Raw genomic sequence first — 14,474 nt, forward strand, 5'->3', positions numbered from 1 at the left:
CACCGACGAGCACGGATTCCGAACAATGGAGTTCATCTTCCCGCCCACTTTTGTGGGATTTGACGGCCACTTTCCGGATCGCCCCATCCTGCCCGGCATCGTTCAAGTCCTGGCCGGCATGCTCACAGCGAGCGATGATTCCATGACGCTTCATAAAGTCGCCAAGGCTAAATTCTCACGTGTAATCACCCCAGGGGAACTCATGCTCGTCAGGGCAGAGACCCAAAAAAAAGATGGCAATATTCTGGCTACCATTATCATCAGCGTAGGCGGGGACACGGCCGCGACCATGGCTCTGGCACTGCATCCAAAGGAATTCGCGGAATGAAAAAGCCATATTTCAAAACAGCACCCGGCAGTCCTGTCCCGTTGCGCATTGATGTTGAACGCCGCATTCGGTTCCAAGAGGTAGATACGCTGGGCATTGTCTGGCACGGGCACTATCCAAGCTATTTCGAAGACGCGCGCGTGGCTTTGGGCAATCGTTACGGTGTCGGCTACCTCGACTTCCACCGGGAAAATGTCATCACGCCCATCAAGCAACTCTGGATCGATTATATCGCGCCACTGCGTTTCGGTGAAGACTGCACGATCACCGCCATCTTGCACTGGACAGAAGCCGCCCGCATCAATTTTGAGTTTGAAATTCGCAACCAGGTCGGCACGCTGGCAACCACTGGCTTCACGGTACAGCTCTTCCTGGACAGCGACGGAAACATCCTTACATATCCACCTGATTTTTATCAAAAATTCCTTGCATCATGGAAGAAGGGAGAACTCTAGAAGATGCGGATTCTGCTCATCGCCACGAATACTGAAATCGAGCCGTATCCTGTCTTCCCCCTGGGAATGGCCGTCCTTGCGAGCGCGCTTTTGTCCTCCGGGCATGACGTTCGTCAGCTCGACTGCCTGGCTCTCGGTGGCGACAAAGAGATAATCCGCAGCGTCTGCACCGAATATCGTCCACAGGTCATAGGTTTTTCCCTTCGCAACGTAGACAACGTGGACTCGCTGACATCGCACACGCATTGGGCACTGCGCGAGGTGCGTGAACTGATCGCCTTTATCCGCTCTTTTTGCGATGCACCTTTGATGATGGGGGGCCCTGGCTTTTCGCTCATGCCTGAACAAATCCTGGACTACACGGGGGCCGACTTTGGCATTGTCGGCGAAGGCGAGGAGGCCTGTCGCAATGTTCTCGAACAACTCGCGCAGGGCCAGACACCCCCACGAATCACCAAAGGAACAAAACGGTTGCAGGACAAGGAAATGCACGGCGCATCTCCCTGCCCCGAGATCATGGACTTCTATCTGCGTGAAAGTGGGGTCGCCAGCATCCAGACCAAACGCGGATGTCCGCATACATGTATCTACTGCACCTACCCCGCCCTTGAAGGGACGAAAATCCGAGCGCGAGAGCCCGGCGACGTGGTTGACGAAATCATACGACTGAAACGTGACTACAGTATTTCCGAACTTTTTTTCACTGACTCGGTCTTCAACGATGGCCTGGGCCATTGGTTGGCACTGGCCGAAGAAATGATCAGGCGCGAGGTGAACATCTCCTGGAGCGGATTTTTCCAGCCAATCGGCATTACCCAGGACGCATTGCGCCTCTGCCGCCGAGCCGGGCTCAAGGCCATGGAACTTGGCACGGACGCGGCATCGGACGCCACCCTGCAAGGTTTACGCAAAGGTTTTGATTTCAAGACGGTTGAAAAAATCAATGCCTTGTGTGTGGAAGAACGGATCCCATGTGCCCACTTCATCATCTTCGGTGGTCCGGGAGAAACCGAACTAACCGTGCGGGAAGGCATTGAAAACATAGGCCGGCTGCAGCATTGCGTGGTCTGCGCTTTCCTGGGAATCCGCATCTATCCGAACACAGCGCTGGTGCGGCACGCCATTGAAGAGGGCTCTCTTGATCCGGCTGCATCCTGCTTGGAACCCACCTATTATTTTTCACCGCACATTGACCCCGCAAAGGTTGAAACCCAGCTCACCCAAGCCTTCAAGGGGCGACGAGACCGACTGTTCCCACCATCCAAAGGGCAGGAGCAGATGGCCGTCATGCGCAAGTTCGGCTACCGGGGCATTCTTTGGGACTCTCTTATCCGTTATCCCGCATCCAACGAAAAGGAGCCGTCTATATATGCCTGCCAAGCCTGACACAGCCCTGGATAGTCGCGTGATGGTAGTCATCCCGGTCTACAATCACGGAGCAACGCTACGCTCCGTGGTGGAGGGGGTGCTGAGCAGGCATGTGCACGTCCTGGTCGTGGATGACGGCAGCGACGACATCCCGCCGCACGCCCTGGACGATCTGCCTGTAAGGATTGTCCGCCATGAGCAGAACCGTGGCAAAGGCGCGGCCATCCGAACAGGTGCAAATGTGGCGCGCTCCTTGGGAATGTCCCACATTGTCACCATTGACGCGGACGGGCAGCATGATCCGGCCGATCTGCCATTGCTCCTGGACGCCATCGCCCGGGACGAAAATGCCATCATCGTTGGAGCCCGTGACTTCAACACCGCGAATGTGCCCGGCTCTTCTCGCTTCGGGCGAAAATTTTCCAATTTCTGGCTCAGAGTCCAAACCGGCATCGCCATTTCAGATGTGCAAAGCGGTTTTCGGGCCTATCCGCTGGCGGTTCTTGAAAAGCTGCGATTTACTGAAAATCACTACAGCTTCGAGGTCGAAATTCTGGTTCGTGCCGCCTGGGCCGGCTTCCGATTGTCCGAGGTCGACATTGCCGTGTATTATCCGCCCAAAGGCGAACGGGTGTCGCATTTCAGAGCCTTCATGGACAATCTGCGTCTTTCCCTCCTGAATACCAGGCTGACCGTAAGGGCCATCGTACCCATTCCGCATCGAACCTTCAGCCAAGACGAAACAGGCGCCATATCAGCCATTCATCCGCTGAAATCCCTGCGCATTCTTCTGGCCAGCGAGGCCACGCCAAGAGAACTGGCCATGGCCGCCGCGATGGGCATGTTTCTGGGAACCATCCCGCTTATCGGGCTGCACAGCATTACCATTCTCCTGGTGGCCGGGTGGTTTCGAATGAACAAAGTTGTCGGCCTCGCAGTAAGCCAGCTCTGCATGCCTCCATTTGTGCCGGCCCTGTGCATTGAAGCCGGGCATTTCATGCGCCATGGAAGTTTTCTGACAGAAATATCCCTGCAGACCCTTGGTTACGAAGCGCTGCAACGAATCTGGGAATGGCTTCTGGGATCCCTTCTGCTGGCTCCGATACTGTCGCTTCTCATCGGTGGCATCGTCTTTGTCATGGCCAAGGGGATTTCAATGGGCCTTAACGGTCGTTCAGAAAACGAACCGCAGGTCAGGCCATGACACACCAACGCTGGACAAGCCGAAGTATCGGGTCACGCCTTCAACATGGAATTTTTTACCTGCTGATCCGGACGCTGGGCAGAAGACCCGCCTATGTCCTGCTTTTTTTTGTCGTGCTCTGGTACACCCTGCGCCCCATGACCAGGGCCCGCTCAGCGCCTTATCTTGCGCGTCGCTTTCCCAAAACGGGAAGGCTGCAACGCCTGCGGCATTGTTTCCTGCTGAACTGGAATTTTGGGCTCACCCTGATCGACCGCGCGGCTTCCGGCATCCTCGGCCAGTTTTCCATCACAGCCAGCCAGGACGATGAACAGACCCTCAAAACGCTGCTGAGCGAAGGACGGGGCCTCATCCTGCTGACCGGACATTTCGGCTGCTGGCAAACATCCAGCACTGGCCTCGACGGCATTGAGACACCCGTACACGTGCTTATGCATCGCGCGCCTGACGATATTGACCGACAGCATTTCGAACACGCTGGAACTGACGCGCCTTTTCGCATCATCGACCCCTGCGGGTATTTGGGCGGAAGCCTTGAAATGCTCGATGCGCTTACCAAAGGGCATATTCTCGGAATCATGGGCGACCGTACGTTCGGCAATGATCGCAACACGGTGAGCGTCCCCTTTCTCGGTGGCAGTGTGCGCCTGCCTTTCAGCGCCTACAGGCTGGCCTCGGTCACGGGCGCTCCGATTCTCGTTTTCTTTTCCAGCAGGATCGGTCCCGGCCAAGCAAGACACGAAATCGCCCGGATTATCCGCGTTCCGCGGGGCCTGGGACGATCCAGGGAAAATTACATCCCTTACGCACGGCAATTCGCGCTGGCCCTGGAAGAAATGGTCAAAGCGAACCCTTATCAATTCTTCAACTTTTACGACATGTGGGAAAATTAGGATTTATACATGGATATTAAAAAACAACTCAAGCAGACCCTGATAAGCGAACTCAATCTCGAAGATCTGGTCCCGGATGATATCGACGACGGAGCCCCGCTGTTTGGCGACGGCCTCGGTCTTGACTCCCTTGACGCAGTGGAGATCGTGGTTCTTGTGCAACGCCTTTACGGGGTGGAAATCAAGGACATGGACGAAGGCCGAAGAGCTTTCCAATCCATCAACGCCTTGGCCGAGTTCATTACAGAGCGCCGGAGTTAGCATGCTGCGCATGGAACCTGTCAGCGTTACCGGAATGGGTTGCGTCTGCGCCGCCGGCACGAATCTGAAAGATATCCTGCGTGCTCTGGAGGCCGGACAACGCGCTCCCCTCCCCCCATCGCGTTTCAAAAGTGGACACACCAGAACCTACCCTGTCTTCGAAGTGCCTGAACACGTCCGTTGCGAACAAAAAAACGGTCCTGATCTGTCCATGACCGCACATTTTGCACTGCATGCCGTAAAAGAGGCTCTCCTGCAGGCCGGTCTTGCAATTTCCGATCTTGATACGAGTAGGGTTGGAGTCTGTATCGGTACTTCCGTGGGGGCATCTCTCAACCTTCTGGACTTCTATCGGGGCACACGAGCGGGGCAGACACCCGACCTTGAACCCGTGCACCGATATCTCAACTCCAATCCGGCCGTGACTTTGGCCCATGCCTTGGGCACCACCGGCCCTGTCCAGACCGTTGTCAACGCGTGCTCGTCCGGCGCCGACGCCATCGGCTTGGCCGCATCCTGGATAGCCCAGGGAATATGCGATATCGTTATCGCTGGCGGTGCGGACGAAATGTCCGAAGTGACCTACAATGGATTCATCCGGCTGATGATCTCGGATCAATCGCCCTGCCGCCCATTCGACAAGTCACGAGGCGGGCTGAACCTGGGCGAGGGGGCGGGGATCGTCATCCTGGAAGCCTCAGCCAGCCGTGAAAAGCGAAATGCCGGTGAGCTTGCGACAATCCTCGGCTACGGTACAGCTGCCGACGCCCATCACCTGACCGCCCCGCATCCGCAAGGAGTGGGACTCAAGCTGGCCATATCGGACGCGCTCGACGCAGCAGGCCTCACGACCGCGGACATCTCCTTCATCAATGCCCACGGCACGGGAACCGCTAACAACGACACTGTCGAGGCTACCGTGCTCAATGAACTTTTTCCGCAAACTCCGTTCATCTCCACGAAAGGCATGACCGGGCACACTCTTGGAGCGGCAGGAGCCATCGAGGCAATCTTTACCATGGGCCATCTGGCGGCTGGCGGCATTCCAGCCAGCGCGGGATTTTCCGAAGAAGATCCGGCCCTGAGTGCAAGCCCTGCCCGGAGGCATACCCCTGTACATGGAAAGGCGGCCATATCTCAGTCACTGGCCTTTGGCGGCAACAATACGGTACTTGTCATCGGCAAAGGGAGGGCGATCTGATGCGCATGGCCGTAGAAGGAATGGGAATCGTGAGCGCCGTGGGCAATGGTCTCCAGGATCTGGCCCAGGCCGCACGGCATATGTTGCGGGAAGAAAGCCAGACCATCGAGTTCTCGAAGATCGACACAAGCAATCTCGTCCGACATGCGTCCTCCCGGGCATTGCGCAGAGTAGATCATTTCACCCGAATGGCGCTCCTGGCGGCATATTCAGCACTTGAAGATGCGGGGCTTGATGCCGCAGAACTCGAACACACCGGGATTGTTCTGGCCACGGGCTACGGACCGGTCAAGCTGACCTTCGACTTTCTTGACTCCATCATCGACTTCGGCCCGGAAATGGCCTCGCCTCAGGCGTTCGCGCATTCCGTCCACAACATTCCCGCCGCCACCGTCGCGTTGATGATGACTTTGCGCGGGCCGTGTTTCAGTATCTGCCAACTCGACACGGCCGTTGCGGCGGCGACCCTGACAGCTCAAACTTGGCTGGCTGAAAAACGCGTGACGCGCGTTCTGCTCGGCGCCGTGGACGAGCATACAGCCCTGCTTGAAATAAATGCCCAGCGCATTGCCGAAAATCTGTCTGCCGAAATCTCTGGTGGGCGGCGCGGGCTTGCCCCCGGAGAGGGGGCCGTCTTTTTCTGCCTGCACGCCGACCCAGAGCATGCACGCCACGGCTTCATCGAAAATGCTTCCCTCTCAAAAACGTATCCCGATGCCCCGATCTTTTTCTCCGGGTCCGCAAGCCCGGCGCAACGAAACACCCTTCCTCCGATGCATGACTTCTCCCCGCTTTACGGCAACATACCCATCGGTATGGCCTTCGATGCGACCGTGGCTCTGCTCACAGTGCAGGGACGGCTGGGGCCGGTCATGGACGAATGCCCTGCCGTGCATTGTCTGAGCAGGAATCGATTCGGCATGACTGGCAGCATTCTCGTAACATCCCGAGAATACGCATGAAATCGGATCTCGAACTCACAGCGTCCGACCTGCGGGCTTTGCTGGCCAGTCTGATACGCGGCTCCGGGTTACACGCCAGCAAGGCACATTACCTCCTGGCCAACAGCCTGGACATGGATGCTCTCGCGTCGATGCAACCCTCGCAATCAGGTCTGCAGGAATCCGAACTGCGCAGCGTGGCTCACGCCTTTGCTGAAATGCTGTGCATTCCAGGCACTGCCGTAGACCAGCTCATGAGTTGTTCGAGCATGGACGAGTGGGCCCAATGCGCGCTCGGGTTCTGGCGCGCCAATCCTGCCGAACTTGTTTTCAAGACATCCGGCAGCACAGGCACCCCCAACGCCTGCAAGCAATCTTTCGCCCTCTTGGAACAGGAAATTCAGGCTCAGGCGGAAATTTTCAAGGAGCACACGCGCATCGTCACTTTGGTTCCCAGGCATCATATTTATGGATTCCTTTTTTCCATTCTCCTGCCCAAGGCCTTGGGAACTCCGGTCCTTGATCTCCCCCTTGTCCCTTCGCGAAACCAGATGAAACAATTGCGGCCTGGCGACCTGGTCGTAGCCTTTCCCATGTTCTGGAAATCCTTGGCAGTGCTTGCGCCCGCCTTTCCGCCCGAAGTCTGCGGCGTGACATCAACAGGCCCCTGCCCAGCGGATGTCATCCATGGCCTGCTGAACCTGGGACTATGCCGTATAACGGAAGTTTATGGTTCCTCGGAAACCGGAGGCATCGGCACGCGCCATCATCCGGATCAAGCCTACACGCTGCTTCCGTTTTGGGAACCGCTCACCATACAGCCAGACCATCCAACAATACTCACGCGCCGACTTCCGAACGGAGAAACCGCAGGAGCCTTCGAACTGCCCGATCTCGTCCACTGGGAGACAGCCCGAACCTTCCGGCCGCTGAAACGTCAGGACAAGTGTGTCCAGGTAGCTGGTGTCAACGTGTATCCGGAAAAAGTGGCCGACTGCCTCCGCGGCCATGCCATGGTACGCTCGTGCGCGGTGCGTCTCATGCGTCCGGATGAAGGGCAAAGGCTCAAGGCCTTCGTCGTCCTCAAGGATGAGAGCCGGATCGACGCGTTTCGACGCGACATCCGTACGTGGTTGGTCCAGAGACTGTCCGCGAGCGAAATCCCAAAATCCCTGACCTTTGGGACCGCGCTGCCTACCAACGACATGGGCAAGGACGCTGACTGGGATTGATCGCTCCTCATGATTTTTTTCTTGAACACAGTTTGATTAAGGATAGCTTCATGAATTTAGAAGAGATTTCTCCAGACTCAACCTTCAGCTGGCTCAAAAAAACCACGCAAGACCTTCTCGGTATCCCGCCCGAAAAATTGAACCCTGCATCCACTTTGGCAGATCTTGGCATCGACTCATTGGCCCAACTGCAACTCATCGTCATGGCAGAAAATGAATTAGGTGCAAACATTCCCGACTCGGCACTGACCGAGATCAATCTGCACAGCCTGGAAACTTTGTCCGCGACCATCGACACGTATCGCAACCAGTGACCATGAACCCTGCCCGTCTTCAAGGTCCGGATCATTTCCTGGACATTCTTGATCATGACATGCGCCGACACGGTTTGCCAGGCAACATCGCACAGCTCCAGTTGCACCTGTCTGCTCCGCCCGACCCGCACCAATTCGAGGAACGCTTCCAAGCCTGGGCCTCGGAGGAACCCGCATGCCGAGTCGCCCTCCTTAACGGCCTGACCCGAACACGACGGATCATGTACTCCTCGGGGAAACGTCCCGAATTCCGCAGGCACAAAAACATTAGCGCCCATGACGTTCTGAACCGGCGCCTGAACACGCCCATTCCCAGGCCTGCGCATCCACCTTTTGCGATAGATCTCATTGAAGGACCCGAGGGGACGACTCTGGGCCTCACCTGGGATCATTTGCTCATGGATGCTCGCGGCGGCGAATTTCTGCTTGTTCGACTGGCAGGACAAGACAAAGAGAATGCGACCACCTGGAAACCCCTCTCGCCGATAAACGGATTGCAACGACTCAAGGCCACAAGGTCCCTCCACCCAGTCTTCAAACGCATTGGACAGGGCGTGGCTGCGCCCAAGATGACCCACATTCATCCCCGGCTGAATGTGGGTCACATTGTTCTTGACGAGGAGGAAAGCAAGGAAATCGCTGATCGGGGCAAGCACATCCATCCCATTATCGGCGAAACAGCACTCCTGATTGCAGGAGCTCTACGGCGAACGCACGCCCTTTGCCTTGAGGTCAAAAACAATCCGTCCGGCTACATGATACCCGTCACCGTAACGCGACGCAGTCCAGGCAACCTGAGCCCGCTCCTCGGGAATCCGATCAGCATTGTCTACATCCTGGCGCATGCAGCCCAAATGGAAGATACAACGCCCGACACACTGGCGCGTCAAGTTGCTGAACAATTCATGAGTGCGCTCAGAAACGGACATGTCGAAGCCATTGAAAAGCAGCTCGACCTGTCGGGATACCTGCCTCGCGCCGCAGGCTCCCGGTTTCTGCGTCATCTAACCCAGGGGAGGATGGCCTCCTGTTTTTTCGCACACACGGGTCGAACCATGTTTGATACGCTCGCGGATTTTGATTTTCATGGCTCGCGAGTCGAGCAGGTTTTCCACCAACCCATGATCTGTCATCCTCCCGGCCTGGGTTTTTTCGCATGCAGGCACGGCGCAAAACTCCATCTTTCAATCTGCAGCACAGAGCAGGACCCAATGCAATTGGGGCAGCGCACGATGCACGACCTGCTGACCTTGTAACCTTCTCGGATCAAACATGGCCAATATACTTATTATCGCCGTCAATCGACAACGCCTGCCATACCCCGCCGCTCCGATCGGTGCAGCCATGATAGTTGGTGCGTTGAACAAAGCCCAGCACAACGCACGACTGCTTGACCTCGGACCGGCTTTGCACGTCAAGAGCACCTTGCGCCGCACCATTGAGAATTTTTCACCGGATTTGATCGGGTTTTCCATGCGCAACCTGGACTCCTGCATCATGACATCCCCTGAATCGTTTCTTCCGGAAGTAAAAAAGGTGGTCGACATTGTCCGTCAGGCCACAAGCGTGCCCCTGATCATCGGAGGCGCGGCCTTTTCGCTTGCTCCGCTTGAAATTTTAAATGCTCTTAGGCTTGAATGGGGAGTTGTCGGAGAAGGAGAACACACATGCGTTGATCTGGTCGAGCGTCTGCTCTCGGAAAGCAACCCGGCCGACATACCCGGTGTGGCAGGACGCCACGGGGAAGTGCGCCCCCGTGAAAACATCCTCGATCTGGATGCATTGCCGAGGCAGGCGCACAGACAGATTCCTCTCAAAACCTACGTACGGTGGGGCGGATTTGCGGGAATTCAAACCCGTAGAGGGTGTAACCTGACTTGCTCATATTGCGTTTACCCACATCTTGAGGGCCGCAGGATGCGCCTGCGTTCCGCGCAAAGCGTCATCCAGGAAATTGCGGACATTCGCAGGTCCGGATGCCGCCATTTCTACTTTGTGGACTCGGCTTTCAATCACCCGCGCGAACACGCTCTGGCCATTTGCGACGCATTGGCCCAGGCGAACCTTGATATTACCTGGCAGGCATATATCAACCCCTCCGGCCTCGACGATACGCTTGCGCGATCCATGAAAGCGTCAGGATGTATCGGCGCCGAACTGGGGTTGGACGCAGCCAGCGAACCCATGCTCGAATCCATGGGCAAGAATTTTTCTCTGTCCGAGATTGCAAAAGCATCCAAGGCGCTACAAAAAGCGGACATTCCTTTTGCCGCCCACCTTCTTTTCGGAGGTCCGGGAGAAACATGGCGCACGATACGAGATTCAGCGGAATTCCTTGATCAGCATGTTCACGCCAATGCAATCTTTCCAAGCATCGGAATCCGTGTTTACCGAAACACCGGCGTATGGAAATATTGTCTGGATCAAGGACTTCTCGATGCCCAAAGCACCTTGCTGGAGCCTTTTTATTTTTGTTCGCCGGACCTGGGACCAGCCTCTGTGGCCGGTATTGACGAACTCTCCATGCATCGCCCAACATGGTCCACCCCAACGGATTGGAACAAATTTTCCCTGAACATGGTCATGAAGCTGCTGGGCCTGTTTCAACAACGTCCGATCTGGAAAAACGTAAGGGGCTACGGAAAGCGCAAACCCATGATCTATGGTCGATGAACATATGGATCATCGGAACCGCCAGCCCTTGACGTTCGCGGCCGACGTCATTGTCGTTGGCGCCGGTCCTTCGGGCGTGTCCGCGGCCCTGGCGGCCGCCCAGGCGGGAACCCAAGTCCTTTTGGTGGACGAACACTCAAAACCTGGCGGGACCCTGGACCATGCAGGGCTTCACACCATCTGTGGGCTCTACCTGCCCGATAGGAGCAAAGCGATCCACGTTTCGGACAGAGCGCGTATGTGGGCTCAGGCAGTCGGAAACGAGCCACGGCGTATTGGCCGGATGCATGTGCTCCCAATCGATCCCGGACAATTCTCACAGACAGCGTCGAAGATGCTGGCGACGCAACCAGCGATCCAAGCCTCATTCAATACGCGTCTGCAACCCCGCGATCATCTTGTGTTCCGGTCTCTCATCGACGCCACCGGGCAGGCCAGCATCCTGAGCATGGCAGGCCTTCCAACAACGGCCACAGAACCGACCTGCCCTGGTGTCGGCTTTTCCATTGGGGGGATTGACCACGGCGAGGCTTGGAGTTCTGTGCAGGTGTTGCGGCAACTAGCCCAGTCAAGTCGAAGATTCCTGCCCTCGTTTTTGCCTTGGGACAAAAAAGGCAAAGAAGTCCGAGGTATTCTTAATTTTTCGCCGGATTTTCATGCTGAAAAACCTTTGAGACTGGCGGAACATGCTCAAGAATGCCTGCGCATAATGCTTACTGATTTGCGAAAGACATGCGCCGCCTTCAAATCGGCTCACCTTGAATGGTCAGGAAAAAAAGTGGGATTGCGAAGTGGCAGAGTATTTGCCGGTTGTTTGCGCCTTGATGAAGAGATGCTCCGAAAGGGCTTCACGGCATTACCCGGTGTCCGAGGCTATTGGCCGGCCGAATGGTGGCGCGATCTACGTGGCCCACGTTTCATTTATCCGCATCCGGAAGGGTTCGCCATACCGGACGAATGTCTCCAGGCATCACATTGCCCTCCAATCTATACGACTGGCATGAGTCTGAGTTCATCCTCCCTGGGGCAGGCGGCAGCAAGAGTTGCTGGCGTCTGCATTGAAACAGGGCATCGCGCGGGTGAACTGGCGGCGCAGGATGCACGCCGATCAGGATCAAACAGGCTCGTATTGAAACAGGCTACAGCAACATGAACATCATTGAATCAATTCTGTCCCGTGCCGTCACATACGGAAAAAGACCCGCTCTCATTCAGAGTTCAAAATACCTGACTTTCTCGGATCTCGACCGCGAAGTCCGAAAGCAGGCCGAAGCCCTGAAATTTACAGAAAACCGTAAAGCTCGCATTGCCATGTCTTTGGCCAACTCCATTGACGACATTCTCCTTGCGCTAGCCGTGATATTGAAAGGCCATGCACTCATTGCGCTGCCTCCAAATGCATCAGACCAGGAGAAAAATGACCACCTGCGTTGTTGCGAAGCAGATGCCATCTTGGAGCGAAGAGAAAAAAAAATTGAGATAGAATTACTGGACAGTACTAGAACCTGTTATCCAGAACATGAATCAACAGCCTTTATTCGTCCGACTTCTGGAACAACTGGTGCAAGCAAGGGCGTCGTCCTTTCACATCAGTGTATTGAAGCAAGAACTGATTCAGTAGCCAGAGCTCTTAAACTTGGGATCGAAGACAAAATAATATGGACTATGTCTGCAAGCTTGCATTTTGCATCTTCAATACTTGCTTATCTTATGGCCGGGACAACGGTCATCCTCGCTCCCGACACGCGACCAGAAACGGTTCTCTCATTGGCTCAAAAACATCAAGCAACCCTGCTCTACGGCAGTCCTTGGCTGTTTCGCATGCTGGCCGCCGATTCGAGCACAGAAAAACTTCCACATCTGCGATGGGCAATATCTACAGGACAACCCTTATCTGAATCCGTAGCAGTTTCTTTTCAACATCGTTTCGGCCATCCGCTCAGGCAAGCTTATGGAATAATCGAAGCAGGCCTCGTCTGCATCAACACTCAAGATGATTCAAATCCACTGACAGTAGGTCCTGCAGCGCCAGGATTCGACATTCAAATTTGCGACGAAGAAGGAAACAAAGCCGCTGACGGACACGTTGGAGAAGTATGCATCAAAAGTTCATCCATATTTTCTGGATATATTTATCCGCAGCGAATGCCAGCAATTCTTGATATGGATAGCTATTTTTTAAGTGGAGATCTTGGAATTATAGAAAAAAACTGTTTAAAGCTTGTTGGAAGAAAAGCATCTCAAATAAATGTGGCCGGATTGAAAGTTTTTCCAGAAGAAATTGAATCCGTTCTCGAATCTCATCCAGCAATTTTAAAATCACGAGTTTACGGAATTCCAGAACAAAGAATCGGAAACATTATTGTAGCGGAAGTAATTTTATCAAAAGATAAAAAAATTGACAAATATTTTATAATAAATCACTGTAAAAAATATTTACAACAATACAAACTTCCCCTTAAAATTATCCCTGTATCAGAGATCCTCCACACTGCGAGCGGAAAAGTTAAAAGATACTAGAGACAGATTAAATCTGACGAATGTAGAATAAATAAAATATTGATCGCAATGACAGAGTACACTGCAATACGTCATGAAAGAGCCTGAGTTACCCTTGAGAAGTCGGACAGTGGCGCGAAATCCACTCTTTTCATTTTGTTTACGGTGAAGCTCCAAGATTTCGAGCATGTAGCGCAACAGTTGCAATGCGACAAAACGGGCGGGGCTGCTCTTGTGTTCAAAAAGAAGGTACACGTACGCAGATTTCCCGCCCACAAGCCGAACCGAGTAAAGCATGTCTGAATAATGCTCTCGTTGATCCCCGCCTACAAATGTGTCCTTGCCGATAGACAGAGTGTCCAGCACACCCATCGCGGACATTGCGTTTTACCAAGAAAGCAATGTTGCCTAGATTTTGAATTTACTCACCATTGCGTCGAGGTTTTCGGCCAAGCGGGCCAGGGACTGGGAATTCGCATGCATGGATTCGGCGGTTTGGGCCACTTCACCTGAAGCGGCATTGACCGAAGTCACATCCCTGGCGATGGTTCGCAGCACCGAATCGGCCTGTGCGACATTCTCGTTGACCTGCTGCACGCCTATGGAGGCCTGTCCGACATTGTCAGCGATGTCGCGGGTCGTCACGGACTGCTCTTCCACCGCCGCCGCGATGCTGCCCACGATGGAGTCCACGTCGTTGATCACGCTGCTGATCTGGCCAATCTCCTGCACTGTCTGCCCGGTGGTCTGTTGGATGCCCTGGATCTTGCCCCGGATCTCCTCAGTGGCACGAGCGGTCTGCTGAGCCAATTCCTTGATTTCATTGGCGACCACAGCAAAGCCGCGCCCCGCTTCTCCAGCCCTGGCCGCTTCGATGGTCGCATTCAGTGCCAACAGATTGGTCTGGGATGAAATGGCCGATATGGCCTCGGTAACCTTGCCGATATCCTGCGCCGCCGTGCCAAGTGCGCATTCCGGACAAACTGACCAGTGATTCCACTGCAAACTGACCACCTGTTCCGGCTGAAACTGACCAGGAAATCGGAGCGAAGCGACGCTGGTTTTGGGACGCTATGGGAACTGGTCAGTTGGGGTCAATGATGGA

The 14,474-nt window shown here is 54.9% G+C and carries 16 protein-coding genes; 14 read left to right on the plus strand and 2 right to left on the minus strand.

The genetic code is table 11. The annotated features are described in order from the left end of the window. Positions 1–25: 25 nt before the first annotated feature. The 14 genes from BMZ24_RS12080 (at position 26) to BMZ24_RS12145 (ending at position 13,390) form a co-directional block, all read left to right on the plus strand. A complete protein-coding gene (locus BMZ24_RS12080; RefSeq protein ID WP_092192622.1) occupies positions 26–328 on the plus strand; it encodes an ApeI family dehydratase in 303 nt (100 codons plus the stop codon). After that, positions 325–783 (plus strand): acyl-CoA thioesterase, encoded by a 459-nt coding sequence (locus BMZ24_RS12085; RefSeq protein WP_092192624.1) that lies wholly within the window; start codon positions 325–327, stop codon positions 781–783. Before BMZ24_RS12080 ends, BMZ24_RS12085 begins: the two co-directional genes overlap by 4 nt. A gap of 3 nt (positions 784–786) precedes the next feature. Next, positions 787–2,169, plus strand: a complete 1,383-nt coding sequence (locus BMZ24_RS12090; protein ID WP_092192626.1) for a lipid biosynthesis B12-binding/radical SAM protein — start codon at positions 787–789, stop codon at positions 2,167–2,169. A gap of 22 nt (positions 2,170–2,191) precedes the next feature. Then, positions 2,192–3,355, plus strand: coding sequence for a DUF2062 domain-containing protein (locus BMZ24_RS12095; protein WP_244150352.1), 1,164 nt, complete (start codon positions 2,192–2,194; stop codon positions 3,353–3,355). Continuing rightward, positions 3,352–4,248, plus strand: coding sequence for a lysophospholipid acyltransferase family protein (locus tag BMZ24_RS12100; RefSeq protein WP_092192630.1), 897 nt, complete (start codon positions 3,352–3,354; stop codon positions 4,246–4,248). The genes BMZ24_RS12095 and BMZ24_RS12100 overlap by 4 nt, the downstream gene beginning before the upstream one ends. A 9-nt stretch (positions 4,249–4,257) precedes the next feature. Further along, positions 4,258–4,509, plus strand: a complete 252-nt coding sequence (locus BMZ24_RS12105; protein ID WP_092192632.1) for a phosphopantetheine-binding protein — start codon at positions 4,258–4,260, stop codon at positions 4,507–4,509. A 1-nt stretch (position 4,510) separates the two neighbouring features. Further along, a complete protein-coding gene (locus tag BMZ24_RS12110) occupies positions 4,511–5,710 on the plus strand; it encodes a beta-ketoacyl-[acyl-carrier-protein] synthase family protein (RefSeq protein WP_208599846.1) in 1,200 nt (399 codons plus the stop codon). Positions 5,711–5,715: 5 nt separating this feature from the next. Continuing rightward, positions 5,716–6,672 carry a beta-ketoacyl synthase N-terminal-like domain-containing protein gene (locus tag BMZ24_RS12115; RefSeq protein WP_161949143.1) on the plus strand — a complete coding sequence of 319 codons (957 nt, stop codon included), beginning with the start codon at positions 5,716–5,718 and terminating at the stop codon, positions 6,670–6,672. After that, the gene (locus tag BMZ24_RS12120; RefSeq protein ID WP_161949144.1) at positions 6,669–7,883 is read left to right on the plus strand and encodes an AMP-binding protein; all 1,215 of its coding nucleotides are present in this window, start codon (positions 6,669–6,671) and stop codon (positions 7,881–7,883) included. Before BMZ24_RS12115 ends, BMZ24_RS12120 begins: the two co-directional genes overlap by 4 nt. A 50-nt stretch (positions 7,884–7,933) precedes the next feature. Then, positions 7,934–8,197: an acyl carrier protein gene (locus BMZ24_RS12125; protein WP_092192636.1), complete on the plus strand. Its 264-nt coding sequence runs from the start codon at positions 7,934–7,936 to the stop codon at positions 8,195–8,197. A gap of 398 nt (positions 8,198–8,595) precedes the next feature. Beyond that, positions 8,596–9,453: a hypothetical protein gene (locus tag BMZ24_RS12130; RefSeq protein WP_143077899.1), complete on the plus strand. Its 858-nt coding sequence runs from the start codon at positions 8,596–8,598 to the stop codon at positions 9,451–9,453. A 16-nt stretch (positions 9,454–9,469) separates the two neighbouring features. Beyond that, on the plus strand, positions 9,470–10,870 hold the full coding sequence (locus BMZ24_RS12135; RefSeq protein WP_092192640.1) for a B12-binding domain-containing radical SAM protein: 1,401 nt from the start codon (positions 9,470–9,472) through the stop codon (positions 10,868–10,870). Between the two features lie 4 nt (positions 10,871–10,874). Further along, a complete protein-coding gene (locus BMZ24_RS12140; protein WP_161949145.1) occupies positions 10,875–12,023 on the plus strand; it encodes an FAD-dependent oxidoreductase in 1,149 nt (382 codons plus the stop codon). Further along, the gene (locus tag BMZ24_RS12145) at positions 12,020–13,390 is read left to right on the plus strand and encodes a class I adenylate-forming enzyme family protein (RefSeq protein WP_092192644.1); all 1,371 of its coding nucleotides are present in this window, start codon (positions 12,020–12,022) and stop codon (positions 13,388–13,390) included. The genes BMZ24_RS12140 and BMZ24_RS12145 overlap by 4 nt, the downstream gene beginning before the upstream one ends. Here BMZ24_RS12145 and BMZ24_RS20510 read toward each other — a convergent pair. Then, positions 13,346–13,750: an Rpn family recombination-promoting nuclease/putative transposase gene (locus tag BMZ24_RS20510; protein WP_092192646.1), complete on the minus strand. Its 405-nt coding sequence runs from the start codon at positions 13,748–13,750 to the stop codon at positions 13,346–13,348. The two genes, BMZ24_RS12145 and BMZ24_RS20510, sit on opposite strands and share 45 nt — an antisense overlap. Positions 13,751–13,777: 27 nt before the next feature. Continuing rightward, complete coding sequence (locus tag BMZ24_RS12155) at positions 13,778–14,374, minus strand: methyl-accepting chemotaxis protein (RefSeq protein ID WP_244150351.1); 597 nt, start codon at positions 14,372–14,374, stop codon at positions 13,778–13,780. Positions 14,375–14,474 lie beyond the last annotated feature (100 nt).

Origin of the sequence: Desulfomicrobium norvegicum (assembly GCF_900114595.1) — a bacterium.
Classification (GTDB): domain Bacteria; phylum Desulfobacterota; class Desulfovibrionia; order Desulfovibrionales; family Desulfomicrobiaceae; genus Desulfomicrobium; species Desulfomicrobium macestii.

Bases quoted from the DNA above. Each gene is read 5' to 3' on its own strand.
- BMZ24_RS12080 (WP_092192622.1), top strand. From the start codon at position 26: ATGGAGTTCATCTTCCCGCCCACTTTTGTGGGATTTGACGGCCACTTT.
- BMZ24_RS12085 (WP_092192624.1), top strand. From the start codon at position 325: ATGAAAAAGCCATATTTCAAAACAGCACCCGGCAGTCCTGTCCCGTTG.
- BMZ24_RS12090 (WP_092192626.1), top strand. From the start codon at position 787: ATGCGGATTCTGCTCATCGCCACGAATACTGAAATCGAGCCGTATCCT.
- BMZ24_RS12095 (WP_244150352.1), top strand. From the start codon at position 2,192: ATGGTAGTCATCCCGGTCTACAATCACGGAGCAACGCTACGCTCCGTG.
- BMZ24_RS12100 (WP_092192630.1), top strand. From the start codon at position 3,352: ATGACACACCAACGCTGGACAAGCCGAAGTATCGGGTCACGCCTTCAA.
- BMZ24_RS12105 (WP_092192632.1), top strand. From the start codon at position 4,258: ATGGATATTAAAAAACAACTCAAGCAGACCCTGATAAGCGAACTCAAT.
- BMZ24_RS12110 (WP_208599846.1), top strand. From the start codon at position 4,511: ATGCTGCGCATGGAACCTGTCAGCGTTACCGGAATGGGTTGCGTCTGC.
- BMZ24_RS12115 (WP_161949143.1), top strand. From the start codon at position 5,716: ATGGCCGTAGAAGGAATGGGAATCGTGAGCGCCGTGGGCAATGGTCTC.
- BMZ24_RS12120 (WP_161949144.1), top strand. From the start codon at position 6,669: ATGAAATCGGATCTCGAACTCACAGCGTCCGACCTGCGGGCTTTGCTG.
- BMZ24_RS12125 (WP_092192636.1), top strand. From the start codon at position 7,934: ATGAATTTAGAAGAGATTTCTCCAGACTCAACCTTCAGCTGGCTCAAA.
- BMZ24_RS12130 (WP_143077899.1), top strand. From the start codon at position 8,596: ATGGATGCTCGCGGCGGCGAATTTCTGCTTGTTCGACTGGCAGGACAA.
- BMZ24_RS12135 (WP_092192640.1), top strand. From the start codon at position 9,470: ATGGCCAATATACTTATTATCGCCGTCAATCGACAACGCCTGCCATAC.
- BMZ24_RS12140 (WP_161949145.1), top strand. From the start codon at position 10,875: ATGGATCATCGGAACCGCCAGCCCTTGACGTTCGCGGCCGACGTCATT.
- BMZ24_RS12145 (WP_092192644.1), top strand. From the start codon at position 12,020: ATGAACATCATTGAATCAATTCTGTCCCGTGCCGTCACATACGGAAAA.
- BMZ24_RS20510 (WP_092192646.1), bottom strand. From the start codon at position 13,750: ATGTCCGCGATGGGTGTGCTGGACACTCTGTCTATCGGCAAGGACACA.